The sequence below is a fragment of the Paraburkholderia sp. BR13444 genome, from assembly GCF_040948755.1.
GTDB classification, from domain to species: Bacteria; Pseudomonadota; Gammaproteobacteria; order Burkholderiales; family Burkholderiaceae; genus Paraburkholderia; species Paraburkholderia youngii.
On record NZ_JBFPKM010000009.1, the window covers coordinates 141,207 to 154,328 of the forward strand.

Annotated in this window: 13 protein-coding genes and 1 pseudogene; 9 read left to right on the forward strand and 5 right to left on the reverse strand. The window is 64.4% G+C overall.

The features are described 5' to 3' along the window. Window positions 1-5: 5 nt before the first annotated feature. Window positions 6-650: a glutathione S-transferase C-terminal domain-containing protein gene (locus tag AB3X95_RS24685; RefSeq protein ID WP_368622785.1), complete on the reverse strand. Its 645-nt coding sequence runs from the start codon at window positions 648-650 to the stop codon at window positions 6-8. Between the two features lie 74 nt (window positions 651-724). Between AB3X95_RS24685 and AB3X95_RS24690 the strand changes: the two genes are divergently transcribed. Continuing rightward, on the forward strand, window positions 725-1,426 hold the full coding sequence (locus AB3X95_RS24690; RefSeq protein WP_184225386.1) for a TetR/AcrR family transcriptional regulator: 702 nt from the start codon (window positions 725-727) through the stop codon (window positions 1,424-1,426). Window positions 1,427-1,447: 21 nt separating this feature from the next. On the opposite strand, the gene AB3X95_RS24695 is transcribed toward AB3X95_RS24690, so the two are convergent. Beyond that, entirely contained in the window at window positions 1,448-2,431 is a 984-nt protein-coding gene (locus AB3X95_RS24695) for an aldo/keto reductase (protein WP_184225385.1), read from the reverse strand. A gap of 179 nt (window positions 2,432-2,610) precedes the next feature. Between AB3X95_RS24695 and AB3X95_RS24700 the strand changes: the two genes are divergently transcribed. The 6 genes from AB3X95_RS24700 to AB3X95_RS24725 all read left to right on the forward strand — a co-directional run bounded on the left by AB3X95_RS24700 (window position 2,611) and on the right by AB3X95_RS24725 (window position 8,101). After that, window positions 2,611-3,588, forward strand: coding sequence for a LysR substrate-binding domain-containing protein (locus tag AB3X95_RS24700; protein ID WP_368622894.1), 978 nt, complete (start codon window positions 2,611-2,613; stop codon window positions 3,586-3,588). Window positions 3,589-3,708: 120 nt separating this feature from the next. Continuing rightward, entirely contained in the window at window positions 3,709-4,308 is a 600-nt protein-coding gene (locus tag AB3X95_RS24705) for a cytochrome b (protein ID WP_176120912.1), read from the forward strand. A gap of 63 nt (window positions 4,309-4,371) precedes the next feature. Next, window positions 4,372-5,823, forward strand: coding sequence for a glycosyltransferase family 2 protein (locus tag AB3X95_RS24710; protein ID WP_368622786.1), 1,452 nt, complete (start codon window positions 4,372-4,374; stop codon window positions 5,821-5,823). A gap of 225 nt (window positions 5,824-6,048) precedes the next feature. After that, window positions 6,049-7,239: a Rieske 2Fe-2S domain-containing protein gene (locus tag AB3X95_RS24715; protein ID WP_368622787.1), complete on the forward strand. Its 1,191-nt coding sequence runs from the start codon at window positions 6,049-6,051 to the stop codon at window positions 7,237-7,239. 230 nt (window positions 7,240-7,469) lie between these two features. Further along, window positions 7,470-7,595, forward strand: a complete 126-nt coding sequence (locus AB3X95_RS24720; RefSeq protein WP_255208719.1) for a hypothetical protein — start codon at window positions 7,470-7,472, stop codon at window positions 7,593-7,595. Between the two features lie 71 nt (window positions 7,596-7,666). Beyond that, window positions 7,667-8,101: a rubredoxin gene (locus AB3X95_RS24725; protein ID WP_176120916.1), complete on the forward strand. Its 435-nt coding sequence runs from the start codon at window positions 7,667-7,669 to the stop codon at window positions 8,099-8,101. Between the two features lie 33 nt (window positions 8,102-8,134). Here the strand turns inward: AB3X95_RS24725 and AB3X95_RS24730 are convergent, their stop codons facing one another. Both AB3X95_RS24730 and AB3X95_RS24735 read right to left on the reverse strand, forming a co-directional pair. Next, a complete protein-coding gene (locus AB3X95_RS24730; protein ID WP_176120917.1) occupies window positions 8,135-8,989 on the reverse strand; it encodes an oxidoreductase in 855 nt (284 codons plus the stop codon). 215 nt (window positions 8,990-9,204) lie between these two features. After that, the gene (locus AB3X95_RS24735; RefSeq protein WP_368622788.1) at window positions 9,205-10,143 is read right to left on the reverse strand and encodes a LysR family transcriptional regulator; all 939 of its coding nucleotides are present in this window, start codon (window positions 10,141-10,143) and stop codon (window positions 9,205-9,207) included. Between the two features lie 119 nt (window positions 10,144-10,262). Here AB3X95_RS24735 and lysA point away from each other — a divergent pair, with 119 nt between their 5' ends. Continuing rightward, window positions 10,263-11,519 (forward strand): diaminopimelate decarboxylase, encoded by a 1,257-nt coding sequence (gene lysA / locus AB3X95_RS24740; protein ID WP_368622789.1) that lies wholly within the window; start codon window positions 10,263-10,265, stop codon window positions 11,517-11,519. 2 nt (window positions 11,520-11,521) lie between these two features. Here lysA and AB3X95_RS24745 read toward each other — a convergent pair. Further along, window positions 11,522-12,230, reverse strand: a pseudogene (locus AB3X95_RS24745) (LysR family transcriptional regulator). Between the two features lie 114 nt (window positions 12,231-12,344). On the opposite strand from AB3X95_RS24745, the gene AB3X95_RS24750 reads away from it, so the two are divergent. Beyond that, complete coding sequence (locus tag AB3X95_RS24750; RefSeq protein ID WP_176107017.1) at window positions 12,345-13,112, forward strand: transporter substrate-binding domain-containing protein; 768 nt, start codon at window positions 12,345-12,347, stop codon at window positions 13,110-13,112. The last annotated feature ends 10 nt before the right edge of the window (window positions 13,113-13,122 follow it).

Sequence of the window (13,122 nt, forward strand, 5' to 3'; positions counted from 1 at the left end):
CAAGACTACGTGGCCGCGGCTTTGCGTCTGTCCTGTTCCTCGCGATAAAGCACGTACTCCTCCGCCATCGCTTTTGCAACGGATGGCCTACGCGCGGTGCGTTCGTAGTACTGCTGCACCGATGGCCACTGCGCGAGCTCGACGCCGCTGTAGCGCGCCCAGTTCAACACAGTGACCAGATAAGCATCCGCGGCGGAAAACCGCTCCAGCAAAAACTCGCGTCCGTGCAAATGCTGCTCCAGCAGATTCAATCGCAACGGCACCTTCTTGTGTGTATAGCTAAGAACGTCGGCGGCCGCGTCCGGATCGAGCAGCGGCACGAATACTCCCTTATGCAGTTCCGTGCTGATGAAGCCAAGCCACTCCTGCAATTTCGCGCGCTCCGCCGTGCCGGCAAGCGGCGCGAGCGCGGCCGCCGGATAGGCATCGGCGACATAAGGCAGGATCGCGGTGTTTTCGCGCAGCAGCCAACCGTCGTTGGTGCGAAGCACGGGGACCTGGCCGAGCGGATTGATCGGATAGAAATCGGAGCCGTCGCGCAGCCGCTTCGATTTCGTGTCGACTTCGATAAAGCGCGCATCGGCGCCGGCCTCGTAAAGCGAAATGCGCGTGGCGAGCGAACACGCGAGCGGCGAAAAATAAAGCTCCATGCTGATGTCTCCGGTCGTCGGTGAAGGTGTTTTTGTACTATAGTGAACAAAAATGGATGACGCCAGAGAATTTTATGCATACCGGTACAAAAACGGAAAAACGCTCGCGCGGACGACCGCGTAGCTACGATTCGCAACAGGCCCTGAACGATGCGCGCGACGCGTTCTGGCATGGCGGCTACTCGGGCACGTCGCTCGATGCGTTGAGCGAGGCGACCGGCATGAACCGGCCGAGCCTGTACGGCGCTTTCGGCGACAAGCACGCGCTGTATCTCGACACGCTCGATCGCTACATCGCGTTTGGCCGCGATGCGATGCAAGCCGCGCTGCATGGTGACCGGCCACTCGCCGAGGCGTTGCTGGCCGTATACGAAGGCTCGCTCGCGCTCTACTTTCCACCGGGCGAGGTGGCGCGCGGGTGCTTTCTGATCGGCACGGCGGCGGTGGAGTCGAGAGCGGATGCGCAAGTACGTGACAAGCTCGCGCACGGTCTTGCCACGTTCGATGCGGAGTTCGAGCGACGGTTCGAACGCGCGCAAGCTCAAGGCGAACTCGATGCCGCCGCGAGTCCCGCGCTGCTCGCCAAAGTCGCATCGGCGATTCTGCATACTCTCGCGCTGCGCTCGCGCGCGGGCGACTCGCGCGAGTCGCTGCGCGCGACGGCGCAGGCTGGCGTCGCGCTGATCTGCGGGGCGCCGGGCAAAAAGCCAGGCAAGCCATCGAGCAAAACGCCGGGCAAAAAGCCAGCCAAACCACGGCACAGGTCCAAAACCTGAAGCGCCGCGACCGCGCACCGCCTACCGGTTGATGAACCGCTGAAGCTGCGCCGGATAGCGCTCGCCCACCACCTTGATCTGCTCGAGCGCCGCTTCGATGTCGGCGAGATCCGCCGGCGTCAGCACGATGCTGGCGGCGCCGACGTTCTCCGCGAGGCGCGGCAGCTTCGTCGTGCCCGGAATCGGCACGATCCATGGCTTCTGCGCGAGCAGCCACGCTAGCGCGATTTGCGCGCGCGTCGTGCCTTTGCCGTCCGCGATCCGCCCGAGCACGTCGACGAGCGCCGCATTCGCCTTGCGGTTCTCTTCCGAGAAGCGCGGCGCGATATTGCGGAAATCGCTCTTGTCGAAGGTCGTGCGCTCGTCGATCGCGCCGGTCAGAAAGCCCTTGCCGAGCGGGCTGAACGGCACGAAGCCGATACCGAGTTCTTCGAGCGTCGGCAGCACGCTGGCTTCGGGCTCGCGCCACCACAGCGAATACTCGCTTTGCAACGCCGCGACCGGCTGCACCGCGTGTGCGCGGCGGATCGACTCCACGCCCGCTTCGGACAGGCCGAAGTGCCCGACCTTGCCTGCGGCGATCAGATCTTTCACCGCACCGGCGACGTCCTCGATCGGCACGTTCGGATCGACGCGATGCTGATAGAACAGATCGATGCGGTCGGTTTTCAGACGCTTCAACGCAGCCTCGGCGACAGCGCGAATGTTTTCGGGCCGGCTGTTGAGCGGCTTTTTGGTGTCGCCGTCCTGAAAGCCGAACTTGGTCGCGATCACCACCTGATCGCGAAACGGCGCGACCGCTTCGCCGACCAGCTCTTCGTTCACAAACGGACCATAGACCTCGGCGGTATCGAAGAACGTGACGCCTTGCTCGAAGGCCGCGCGGATCAGTTCGATGCCGGCCGCTTTTTCGGTGGCAGGGCCGTAGCCGAAGCTCAGGCCCATGCAGCCGAGGCCGAGCGCGGATACTTCGAGGCCGCTTTTACCGAGTTGACGTGTTTGCATACGACGCTCCAGTTGATGCGCCCGGCCCCGGCTGCTGCCGGGACCACGACGCTTTGAATGCGACACGCGCCACGCGAGTCGTGGCACTGGAAGCGAGTTTAGGTTGCTGTGTGCGGCTCAACAATATCTCTATACTTGCATGACGTATTGAATTTAATTCACAAATGGCGAATTCCCGAGTGCCGCGCGCGGGCCTTGCCGAACTGACCGCCTTCATCACGATCGCCGAGCAGCGCAGCTTCAGCGCCGCCGCGCGCGTGCTCGGGCTGTCGCCGTCGGCGTTGAGTCACGCAATGCGCAACATGGAGTCGCGTCTTGACGTGCGGCTCTTCAATCGCACTACGCGTTCGGTCGCGTTGACGGAAGCTGGCGAGCAATTGCTACGGCGCGTGCGTCCGGCGCTGGCGGATCTCGACGACGCGGTCGGGGAAGTCACGGCCGCGCGCAACCGGCCGTCGGGCACGATCCGCATCAGCGCTTCGGAGGCGTCCGCGAAACAGATCGTGCGGCATGTGCTGCCCGATTTCTTCGCGCGCTATCCGGAGATTCACGTCGAGTTCGTGGTCGATTCGAGGCTCGTCGATATCGTCGCCGAAGGATTCGATGCGGGCATCCGCGTGCTCGAGGACGTGCCGCGCGACATGATCGCGGTCCGCTTCGGGCGCGACATGCGTCTGGTGGCGGCCGCGTCGCCCGAGTATCTCGCGCGTCATCCCGCGCCCAAGGCGCCGCACGATCTGATGCGGCACCGTTGCATTCGCTTTCGCTTTGAAAGCGGCACGCTGTATCGCTGGGACCTCACGCATCGCGGCAAGAGCGCGAGTATCGACGTCGATGGACCGATGACGCTCGGCAATGTGAACCTGATGGTCGAAGCGGCGCTGGCCGGTATCGGCATCGCCTGGGTGCCGCTCGACCATGTGGCCGAACACGTCGCGAGCGGCCGGCTCGTGCAGTTGCTGCCGGAGTGGAGCCCGACCTTCGCGGGCTTGTGCCTGTACTACCCGGCCAACCGTCATCCGCCGACCGCGCTGCGTTTGTTCGCCGAAGCAGTGCGCGCTTGGGGCGAGCGGCAGTTGAGCGATGAGCGGACCAAGGACCCGCGTCATCCCGTGAAACGAGTCGGTGCGCGAAATCAAAAGCCCGAAACAAACTGAAACATGCACGTTAAGCGTTTTACGGAATAAGACGGCAAACTTGGGCGTTTGCCTGATAACGGCAGCGTCGATTTTCAAACATCTTTCGCGCCTTTCATCGCCTTCGTGAACGGAACCCCTATGAACACCCAAGCGAACTCCCTGGCCGATTCGACCGATGCGACTTACCCGTCGCGTTACACGCGCACCGCGATGACATTGCACTGGCTGATCGCGTTGTTGATGATCGTCAACGTCGTGCTCGCGCTGTCCGCTGATTCCCTGCCTGACGACTGGGTGCGTCCGGTGATCGACACGCACAAATCGATCGGCATCACGGTGCTCGGGCTCGCGCTGCTGCGCATTCTGTGGCGCGTATCGCACAAGCCGCCGCCGTTGCCGCGCGAGTTTCCGTCGTGGGAAAAGATGGCCGCGCATCTCGCGCACTTCGCGCTGTATTTGCTGATGATTGCGTTGCCGCTGTCCGGCTGGCTGCACGATTCCGCTTGGAAGGACGCGGCCACGCATCCGATGCAGTGGTTCGGCCTGTTCCAATGGCCGCGTATCGGCTATGTGATGCACCTCGACCCGACGCTGAAGGAGACATTGCACGATCGCTTCGGCGTGCTGCATACGTGGCTCGGCTATACGCTTTATGCGTTGCTGGCGATGCATATCGGCGGCGCGCTCAAGCATGAATGGCTCGATCGCAAATCGGTGTTGAAGCGCATGAAGCCGTAAAGCCGCGGCACGAACACGGTTTCATCAACCAACCGCCACCAGCCCCAACCTGAAATATTCGCTTTGAAGAAGACCCTCGAACAGGCACTCGCGGCCGCGTCACCACGCATCCTGCCGCGTCGCGCGACGCTTTGGAGCACGCTGATCCATTCCAGCGTCGTCGTGCTGTGGGCGCTGCTGTTTGCGCGCGCGTTCTTTCTGCGCGGTGCGCTTGCGTGGTCAACCGGGATTGCATATGTCGTCTATGACACGTTGCTGCTCGCGTTCGTCACGTGGAAATCGTTGCCGCTCACGCGCCGCGCGGCGCCGCTCGAAGCCGACTACGAACGGCGCCAACTGCCGGGCATGGGTGTCATCGTCGCGTCGCACAACGAGGCCACCGTGTTGCCGGTGACGCTCGCCGCGCTGCTGAGGCAAACGCACGGCCCGGCGCAGATCGTGATCGCCGACGACGGCTCCACCGACGCCACAGCCGACCTGCTCACGCAACGCTTCGGCCTCACGCCCGCCGCCGAAGGCGTGCTGAGCGCGCCGAGTTCGCTGCATCCGAATCTGTTCTGGCTGCGCGTGCCGCACGGCGGCAAGGCGCGCGCGCTGAACGCCGCGATCACCGTGATGACGACCGACACCGTGATGACCGTCGACGCCGACACGCTGCTCGACGACGACGCCACCTACGCGATGCGCGCCGCGTTCGCGAGCGAACCGTCGCTCGTCGCGGCGGCGGGCATTCTCGTGCCGGTCTGCGGCAAGTCGCTGTCGGGCCGCGTGTTCCAGTGGTTCCAGACCTACGAGTACATGCGTAACTTCATCGCACGTTTCGCGTGGATGCGCGCGGACAGCCTGCTGCTGATCTCGGGCGCATTCGCGTCGTTCCGCCGCGATGCGCTTGTCGCGGTCGGCGGCTTCGATCCGCAGTGTCTGGTCGAGGACTACGAGCTGATTCACCGGCTGCGCCGCTATTCGGTCGATCACGAGCTCGGCTGGGACGTGCGCGTGGTCGGCGAAGCGCATGCGCGCACCGATGCGCCCGACACCCTCGCAAGCTTTCTGCGCCAGCGTCGCCGCTGGTTCGCGGGCTTCCTGCAGACGCAGTACTGGAACCGCGACATGACCGGCAATCCGCGCTACGGCACGCTCGGCATGCTGATGCTGCCGATCAAGGCGGTCGACACGATGCAGCCGATCTACGGCCTCACGGCATTCGCATTGCTACTCGCTTTTCTATTCGGCGGACATGGCGCGATCGTCGTGTCGATCTTCAGCGTGATCGGTCTGAAAACGGCGATCGATCTGGCGTTTTACCTATGGAGCATCCATCTGTACCGGCGCTGGACCGGCGAGCGCAGCGGCAACAGCCTCGGCATGGCGATGCTCGCGGCCGTCGCCGAGCCGTTCACGTTCCAGCTCGCGCGTCATCTGGGCGCCGCGCTCGGCTGGCTGCACTTTTTGCGCGGCGGCCGCGCATGGGGCGTGCAACGGCGCACCGGGCTCGTCGCTGGCGACGACGATTGAGCACGTCGATGGACAGTTCATAACCCAGGTCAATGTTTCTGTAGGGCGGGTGTGGTAAAGGTAGATCCTTCACGCCGATGCGGCTGATGCGCAAAGTGTGCTGCGACGCATCGCGCATGCCCGCCACAGTGCCATGCGGCGGCTGCATCAAGTAGACTGGTAAAGATGCCGCACTGCCATGCAGCGCGGCAACCTTCTATCCGCTCGTGCACGGAGGCTTGACCTATGCATGCAGTTCCCCCGCTAGAACAGGAACAGGAAATCGCCGGCGCCGCGCTTGCCGCCGCGCCTGCTCAAGCCACTCACGACGCGCCGGTGCGTGATCTGCGCCGCGTCGCCATTCATCCCGATTACTGGTACCCGCTCGCGTGGTCGCATGAAGTGAAGCGCGGCAAGACGCTCGGCGTGACCTTCGCCGGCGATCCGATCGTGCTCGCGCGCACCGAGAGCGGCAAGGTGTTCGCGCTCGAAGATCGCTGTGCGCATCGGCAGGTGCCGCTGCATCAGGGCGTGGTCGACGGCGAATCGATTCGCTGCGGCTATCACGGCTGGACCTACGACTGCTCGGGCACCTGCATCGATGTGCCCTACCTCGGCCGCGAGCGTCTGCCGAACGGCGTGCGCTCGTATCCGTGTCAGGAAGTGGCGGGACTGATCTTCGTGTTTCCCGGCGATGCCGCGCTCGCCGAGGAACGGCCGCTGCCGGGCTTTTGCTCGGTGTCGGACCCGAAGTACAAGACGCGCCGCTTCGGCCGTCCGGTCAAGTGTCATTATTCGTTCATGCACGAGAACCTGATGGACATGAATCACCAGTTCCTGCATCGGCGCCAGATGGGGCAGATGCGCGCGCGTTCGCTCGGGCGGCGGCGCGGTGAGGGCTGGGTCGAGATCGACTATACGTTCGCGCGGATGGCGGGCCAGCAGCCGATTGGCGAGGCGATGGTGTTCGGCGAGAGGCGCAAGACCGGTGGCTTCAACCATAAAGACGTGATGACGATCCGCACCGAATACCCATACCAGACCCTGCAGATCCGCAACGACGACAAGACGCTGGTGATGGACCTGTGGATCGTCTATGTGCCGCTTGATCGCGAGCAGCGCACCAACCGAACCTTCGGGCTGCTGTCGATCCGCAAGCCCGGCATTCCGGGCGTGATGAATCTTGCATGGCCGCTGCTGGTGTGGTTCACCGAGCGCATTTTCAAGGAGGATCGCGAGATCGTCGAGGCGGAGCAGCGCGCCCACGATTCGCAGGGAGCCGACTGGAATCACGAGGTGTTCCCAGTCATCAACGACCTGCGCGCGCTGCTGCGCGAGTGCGGCGCGCCGGACCAGGTGGTCGGCGCGGGCACTGGCGATACCTCGGTGATCCGCTTCTGGGATTCGCGTCACGGCAATCCGCTCGCGAAGACGTGAACGCAGCGCGGCGCGGCGCGGGTGTGTTCACCGGCGCCGCGCAATCCGTCCCGCCACGGCTTTCTCCTCCGCTGGGAATTAATCCATCTCCGCACGGTAGACAATGCGCGGCGTGCAAGCGGCGATAATGTCGCAGGGTACTGTTATTGCTCGCGAGTTTGCGCCAATCGACATTCGTCGCGTCCGCACCCGTGTACCATTGCGCTTTTTCCAAACTTCAAGACTCGCTCGTGACCACGCAACAAACCCCCGCCGCCTCGCGTAAATCCCTCACTCTGCTGCAACTGCTTGGCCTGATCGGCGCCGCGGGCCTGATCGCGTCGTACGCGCTGAACCTGCTGGTACAGACGCACTGAAGCAGCGCCCGCGTCGCGCGGGCAGCCTTACGCCGGCGCGCGTCGCCGGCTTCCTCGAGATTCCGATTGCCATGTACAAAAAGGGCGTAGCCGTAGAAATCCAGTTTTCCCCCGAGCGGCTCAACGATGGCGCCGGCGATCCGTACTGGATCGATCTGACCCACGACGAAGCGCAGCGCCTGCTCGACAGCCTGCAGGCACGGCTCGCGGGAACCGGTAGCGGCACGGTCGCGCCGCTCGTCGTGAGCCTCGATGCGACGGCGCGCACGACCGCGGCGGATGCCGCCGCACCCGCTACGCCCGATGCGCCGTCGGCCGCGAACGCCGCCACGGCCGAGGAGTTCAAGCAATGGGTCTGCGTGATCTGCGGCTGGGTCTACGACGAAGCCGCCGGCGTGCCGGAAGAGGGCATCGCGCCGGGCACGCGCTGGGCCGATGTGCCGGCCGACTGGCGCTGCCCGCTGTGCGATGTGGGCAAGGACGATTTTGCGCTGGTGGAGTTTTAAGGGGCGCGCCGAGGCTCGCCTGATAAACCTGCTCTACGCCGTCCGTTGCGGATAGTCCGCGCCCTCGGTCGTCGCTCGCCATGTGTCGAAATCGCCGCGCATGAAATCGAGCTTCTTGTACGCGAGATCGAGCGCGGCCTTGCCGAGCAGCAGACGCAGCGGCGGCGTGTCCGACAACGCCGCATCGATGATCGCCTGCGCGGCGCGCACCGGGTCGCCGGCCTGCTTGCCGCTGCGCGCTTCTGTCTGCTTGCGGCGTTCGCCGGCGGTCGACGCGTAGTCGTCGATCAGCGTCGCCGACTGCTTGATCGACGGCCCCGCCCAGTTGGTGCGGAACGGCCCCGGCTCGACGATCAGCACGCCGATGCCGAGCGGCTTCACTTCCAGCGCCAGCGATTCCGACAGCCCCTCGACCGCGTACTTGGTCGCATGATAAAAGCCGGTCGCCGCGAAACTCGTAAGGCCGCCGATCGACGACACGTTGACGATCAAACCGCTGCGCTGCTCGCGCATGATCGGCAGCACGGCCTTCGTGATGTCGATGAGACCGAACACGTTGGTCTCGAACATCGCGCGGACTTCGCTGTCGTCGCCTTCCTCGATCGCGGCCAGATAACCGTAGCCCGCGTTGTTGACGAGCGCGTCGATACGGCCGAAATGGCGCTTCGCCTGCGCGACCACGGTTTCGATCTGCGCGCGATTGGTCACGTCGAGCGGCAGCACCAGCGCGCGCTCGCCGTGCCCCTGGGCAATGTCCTTCACTTTCGATGCATCGCGCGCGGTGACGACCGCGCGCCAGCCGCGTTCGAGCACGAGCTTCGCGAGCTCGCGGCCGAAGCCGGTGGAACAGCCTGTGATCAGCCAGACGGGATTGTCTCGATTCATCATGTGGAACACTCCTGTTGAGGGTCTATGACGTGAGGACTCGAAAACGGCGCGCCGATGCGGCGCGAACGCGCGGCGCGTCGGTAATCGGTATGCGGGTGATGTCAGCTTGCAGCGTGCCCGGTTCGCGCGGCGGACGGTTCGGGCGGTGGCCCGCGTGAGCGCGCGTGCCGCTGCGCGGATTCGACGGGTGATGACGACGGGCGCCGCCGTAACTGCTATGACTGCGAGGACCGCGTGGGGCTGATGTGACGTTTCAATTGTAATCGCAGCGCGGCGGCTTCGCTTTGCAGCGCGCCGACGAACGTTTCCGCGAGCGGATGCGCGGGCCGGTGCTCGGGACGGATCACACCGACGCGAAACGGCAGCGATAACGCGAGCGGCCGGATATGCAGATTGCGGCCCGCGAAATCGAGCGCGGTCAGCGGATTGACGATCGCGATGCCGAGCCCTTGCCGCACGAAGCTGCACACCGATACCGCGGTCGGGGTTTCGATCAGCAGGCGGCGCGCGATGCCAGCCCGCGCGAACGCTTCGTCGATCTGCAGCCGGTACGGATCGTTGCCGGACAGGCTGATGAACGCCTGATCGGCGAAGTCTTTCAACGCGATCACGCGTTTCGCGAGCAGCGGGTGAGCGTCGGGCAGCACGCACACTTCATCGACGGCGATCAGCGGCGTGAGCCGCGTGCCGGGCGGCGGCGCGTCGTGCTCGGTGAGGCCGAGGTCGTAGCGCTGCGCGGTCAGCCATTCTTCGAGAAACGGCGACTCCTGCGTCGCGATCGATACGCTGACACCCGGCTGCGCATCGTGAAAGCGTTTGGCGGCGCCCGGCAGGATCGAATGCGAAAACACCGGCAGCGCGATCACGGACAGCTGCCCGCCCTTGAATTCGCGCAGCGCGGCCGCCGTCGACGCGACGCGCTCGAGCCCGACATACGCGCGCTGAATCTCGTCGAACAGCGTCAGCGCGGATTGCGTTGGACGCAGCCGGCCCTGCGCGCGCTCGAACAATGCGAAGCCGATGCTCTGTTCCATGCGCGCCAGTTCGCGGCTCACGGTGGGCTGCGACGTGAACAGCATCTCGGCTGCCTTGGTGACGCTGCCGGCTGTCATCAGCGCGCGGAAGATTTCGATGTGCCGGTGCGTGAGCGCCATAGTGGTTCGGGGTATATCAGAAGTGAATAGATCAGCGATGGATTGGTATTTTACTGAATGATCGCCGCGACTCATCATGTCGGCTAACGCTTTCGCAAAGCTTCGACATGCAACCGACCATGACGCAATTCAACCCCCATCAACTCGCCGACCTCGCGCGCCAGCACGGCACACCGCTATGGGTCTATGACGCCGACACGATCCGCCAGCGCATCGCGCAGTTGCGCAGCTTCGACACGATTCGCTACGCGCAGAAGGCCTGTTCGAACGTGCACATCCTGAAGCTGATGCGCGACGAAGGCGTGATGGTCGATGCAGTCTCTTTGGGCGAGCTAGCGCGCAGTTTTGCGGCGGGGTTTGCAGCTCAAGCTGTGTCGCACGACGCACCCGAAGGCGTGGTGTTCACCGCCGACGTGCTCGACCACGCGACGCTAGCCACCGTGCTCGACGAGCGGATCACAGTCAACGCCGGCTCGCTCGACATGCTCGAACGGTTCGGACGACATGCGAGCGAAGGCCATCGCGTGTGGCTGCGGATCAATCCCGGCTTCGGTCACGGCCACAGCAGCAAGACCAACACCGGCGGCGAGCACAGCAAGCACGGCATCTGGCGCGACGACCTGCCACGCGCGCTCGAACTGGTGCGGCGCTATCGGCTGAAGCTCGTCGGGCTGCACATGCATATCGGCTCCGGTGTCGATTACGCGCATCTCGCGAAAGTTTGCGACGCGATGGTCGATGCAGTGTCGCAACTCGATCAGGATATCGAGGCGATTTCCGCGGGTGGTGGTTTGTCGGTACCGTATCGCGATGGCGAGCCGAGCGTCGATACCGCGCATTATTTCCGGCTGTGGGACGATGCGCGGCGGCGCATCGAAGCACTGGTCGGGCATCGTGTGCGGCTCGAAATCGAACCGGGGCGCTTTCTGGTCGCGCAGGCGGGGGTGCTGGTTGCCGAAGTGCACGCGCTGAACCGGCGGCCGTCGCGGCAATTCGCATTGCTCGACGCGGGCTTCAATGACCTCGTGCGGCCGTCGTTCTACGGCAGTCATCACGAGATCAGCGTGCTTCGGCACGACGGCACGCCGAGCGATGCACCGGTCGGCTCGTTCAGCGTGGCGGGGCCGTTGTGCGAGGCCGGCGACGTGTTTACGCAGGCGGAAGGCGGTGTCGTGACGAGCCGCTCGATGCCCGCGCCTCAAGTGGGCGACCTGCTCGTGTTTCATGATGCGGGCGCGTACGGCGCGTCGATGTCATCGAACTACAACAGCCGGCCGCTTGCTCCCGAGGTGCTGAACGAGCGCGGCAATGCGCGGCTGATCCGGCGCAGACAACGCATCGAAGAATTGATCGCGCTCGAAGAAACGGCGGGTTGAAGTCAAGGCTCAACGCGCCGCACCGTGCGCGTGTACGACGCGATCATCGTCGCGAACTCCTGCGCGGCTGGCGTCAGTGGAATCGCCGCGCGTTGCAGCAGACAGACGTTTTGCTGCAACGCGCGCTCGCGCACCGGGATCGTCGTCAGCATGTCCGCGAACGGCCCGCGCTTCGTGATGACCGACGATTCGAGCGACAGGCAATCGGTCGCGCCTACCAGATGCAACGTCTCGTATAAGCCCTCGACGGTCGCGACGATCTTCGGCGGCGGCAAACCGTGGCTGTCGAACAGATGACTCAAGCGGTTGACGTGCGGCTCCTCGGTCAGATTCGGCGAGCGCGTCGTCACCCACGTGCAATCGACGAGCTCGGCGAGCGACTTCGCGCCCGCCTTCGGATGACCGCGCCGGCACACGATCACCGGGTCGGACGGATAGAGCGGCGTGACCGACAGATCGGCGGTATCGGTCTGCTTCGAGACGAGCGCGACCGCGAAATCCAACGTGCCTTCACGGATCCATGAAATCATCGGTCAGCGCAATGCCGCGATTGGTACGCGTGAACAACGTCGCGCCGAGCATCGATTCGAGGTTCTGCAACTGCTGCGTGATGCCGCTTTGCGCAATGCCGAGCGCGCGCGACGCCGCGCGGATGCTGCCATGCTCGGCGACCGCCGTGAACGCGCGCAACTGCGAAATCGTCAATGCCATTGGCGTCAGGGACTGGTGATCGGTAAAAGTGATCATGATAGTCCGAACGGGACTTCTTTGAGGCGCGGCGGCAGCTTACGATCGCGCTGTCCTGATCCGCTCCCGTCGCCGTCCATGAAAACTTCGCTGATGACTCTTTGCGCCGCGCTGGCATTCAGCAGCGGCGCGTTCGCCGCTGACGCCAACACGTTGCGCCTCGGCATCGACCCGACCTATCCGCCGATGGACTCGAAGGCCCCCGACGGCAGTCTGAAGGGCTTCGACGTCGATCTCGGCAACGAGATTTGCCGGCGCATCCACGCGCATTGTCAGTGGGTCGAACTCGAGTTTTCGGGCATGATTCCGGCGCTGCAGGCGCGCAAGATCGACGCGGTGCTGTCGTCGATGGCGATCACCGAAAAGCGCGAGCAGCAGATCCTGTTTTCGTCGAAGCTGTTCCAGTTCAAGTCGCGGCTGATTGCGCGGCAAGGCTCATCGCTCGCGCCTACGGCGAGCGGACTTGCCGGCAAGCAGATCGGCGTGCAGTCGGGCACGCAGTTCGAGGGCTACGCGCTGAAGAACTGGACGCCGCTCGGCGCGAACGTGGTCGCCTACAAGAGCCAGGACGAGGTGTTCGCCGATCTGCGCAACGGGAGGCTCGACGGCGCGTTGCTCGGCACCGTCGAGGCCGATTACGGCTTCCTGCGCACGCCGGCGGGCAAGGGCTTCGCGTTTGTCGGCGAGCCGCTTTCGATGGGTGATCGCGGCGTCGGCATCGGCTTGCGCAAGGATGAAACCGAAGTGCAGGCATCGATCAATGCGGCGATCGCGTCGATGCGCCAGGACGGCACCTATGCGCAGATTGCGAAGAAGTACTTCGACTTCGATCCGTACGGCAATTGATCCAGGTTTC

What these genes read in the sequence shown, in the direction of transcription:
- AB3X95_RS24725 (WP_176120916.1), top strand. Translation starts at nt 7,667, where the DNA reads ATGTACAAAAAGGGCGTAGCCGTAGAAATCCAGTTTTCCCCCGAGCGG.
- AB3X95_RS24735 (WP_368622788.1), bottom strand. Translation starts at nt 10,143, where the DNA reads ATGGCGCTCACGCACCGGCACATCGAAATCTTCCGCGCGCTGATGACA.
- AB3X95_RS24730 (WP_176120917.1), bottom strand. Translation starts at nt 8,989, where the DNA reads ATGATGAATCGAGACAATCCCGTCTGGCTGATCACAGGCTGTTCCACC.
- AB3X95_RS24685 (WP_368622785.1), bottom strand. Translation starts at nt 650, where the DNA reads ATGGAGCTTTATTTTTCGCCGCTCGCGTGTTCGCTCGCCACGCGCATT.
- AB3X95_RS24705 (WP_176120912.1), top strand. Translation starts at nt 3,709, where the DNA reads ATGAACACCCAAGCGAACTCCCTGGCCGATTCGACCGATGCGACTTAC.
- AB3X95_RS24750 (WP_176107017.1), top strand. Translation starts at nt 12,345, where the DNA reads ATGAAAACTTCGCTGATGACTCTTTGCGCCGCGCTGGCATTCAGCAGC.
- AB3X95_RS24690 (WP_184225386.1), top strand. Translation starts at nt 725, where the DNA reads ATGCATACCGGTACAAAAACGGAAAAACGCTCGCGCGGACGACCGCGT.
- AB3X95_RS24695 (WP_184225385.1), bottom strand. Translation starts at nt 2,431, where the DNA reads ATGCAAACACGTCAACTCGGTAAAAGCGGCCTCGAAGTATCCGCGCTC.
- AB3X95_RS24715 (WP_368622787.1), top strand. Translation starts at nt 6,049, where the DNA reads ATGCATGCAGTTCCCCCGCTAGAACAGGAACAGGAAATCGCCGGCGCC.
- lysA (WP_368622789.1), top strand. Translation starts at nt 10,263, where the DNA reads ATGACGCAATTCAACCCCCATCAACTCGCCGACCTCGCGCGCCAGCAC.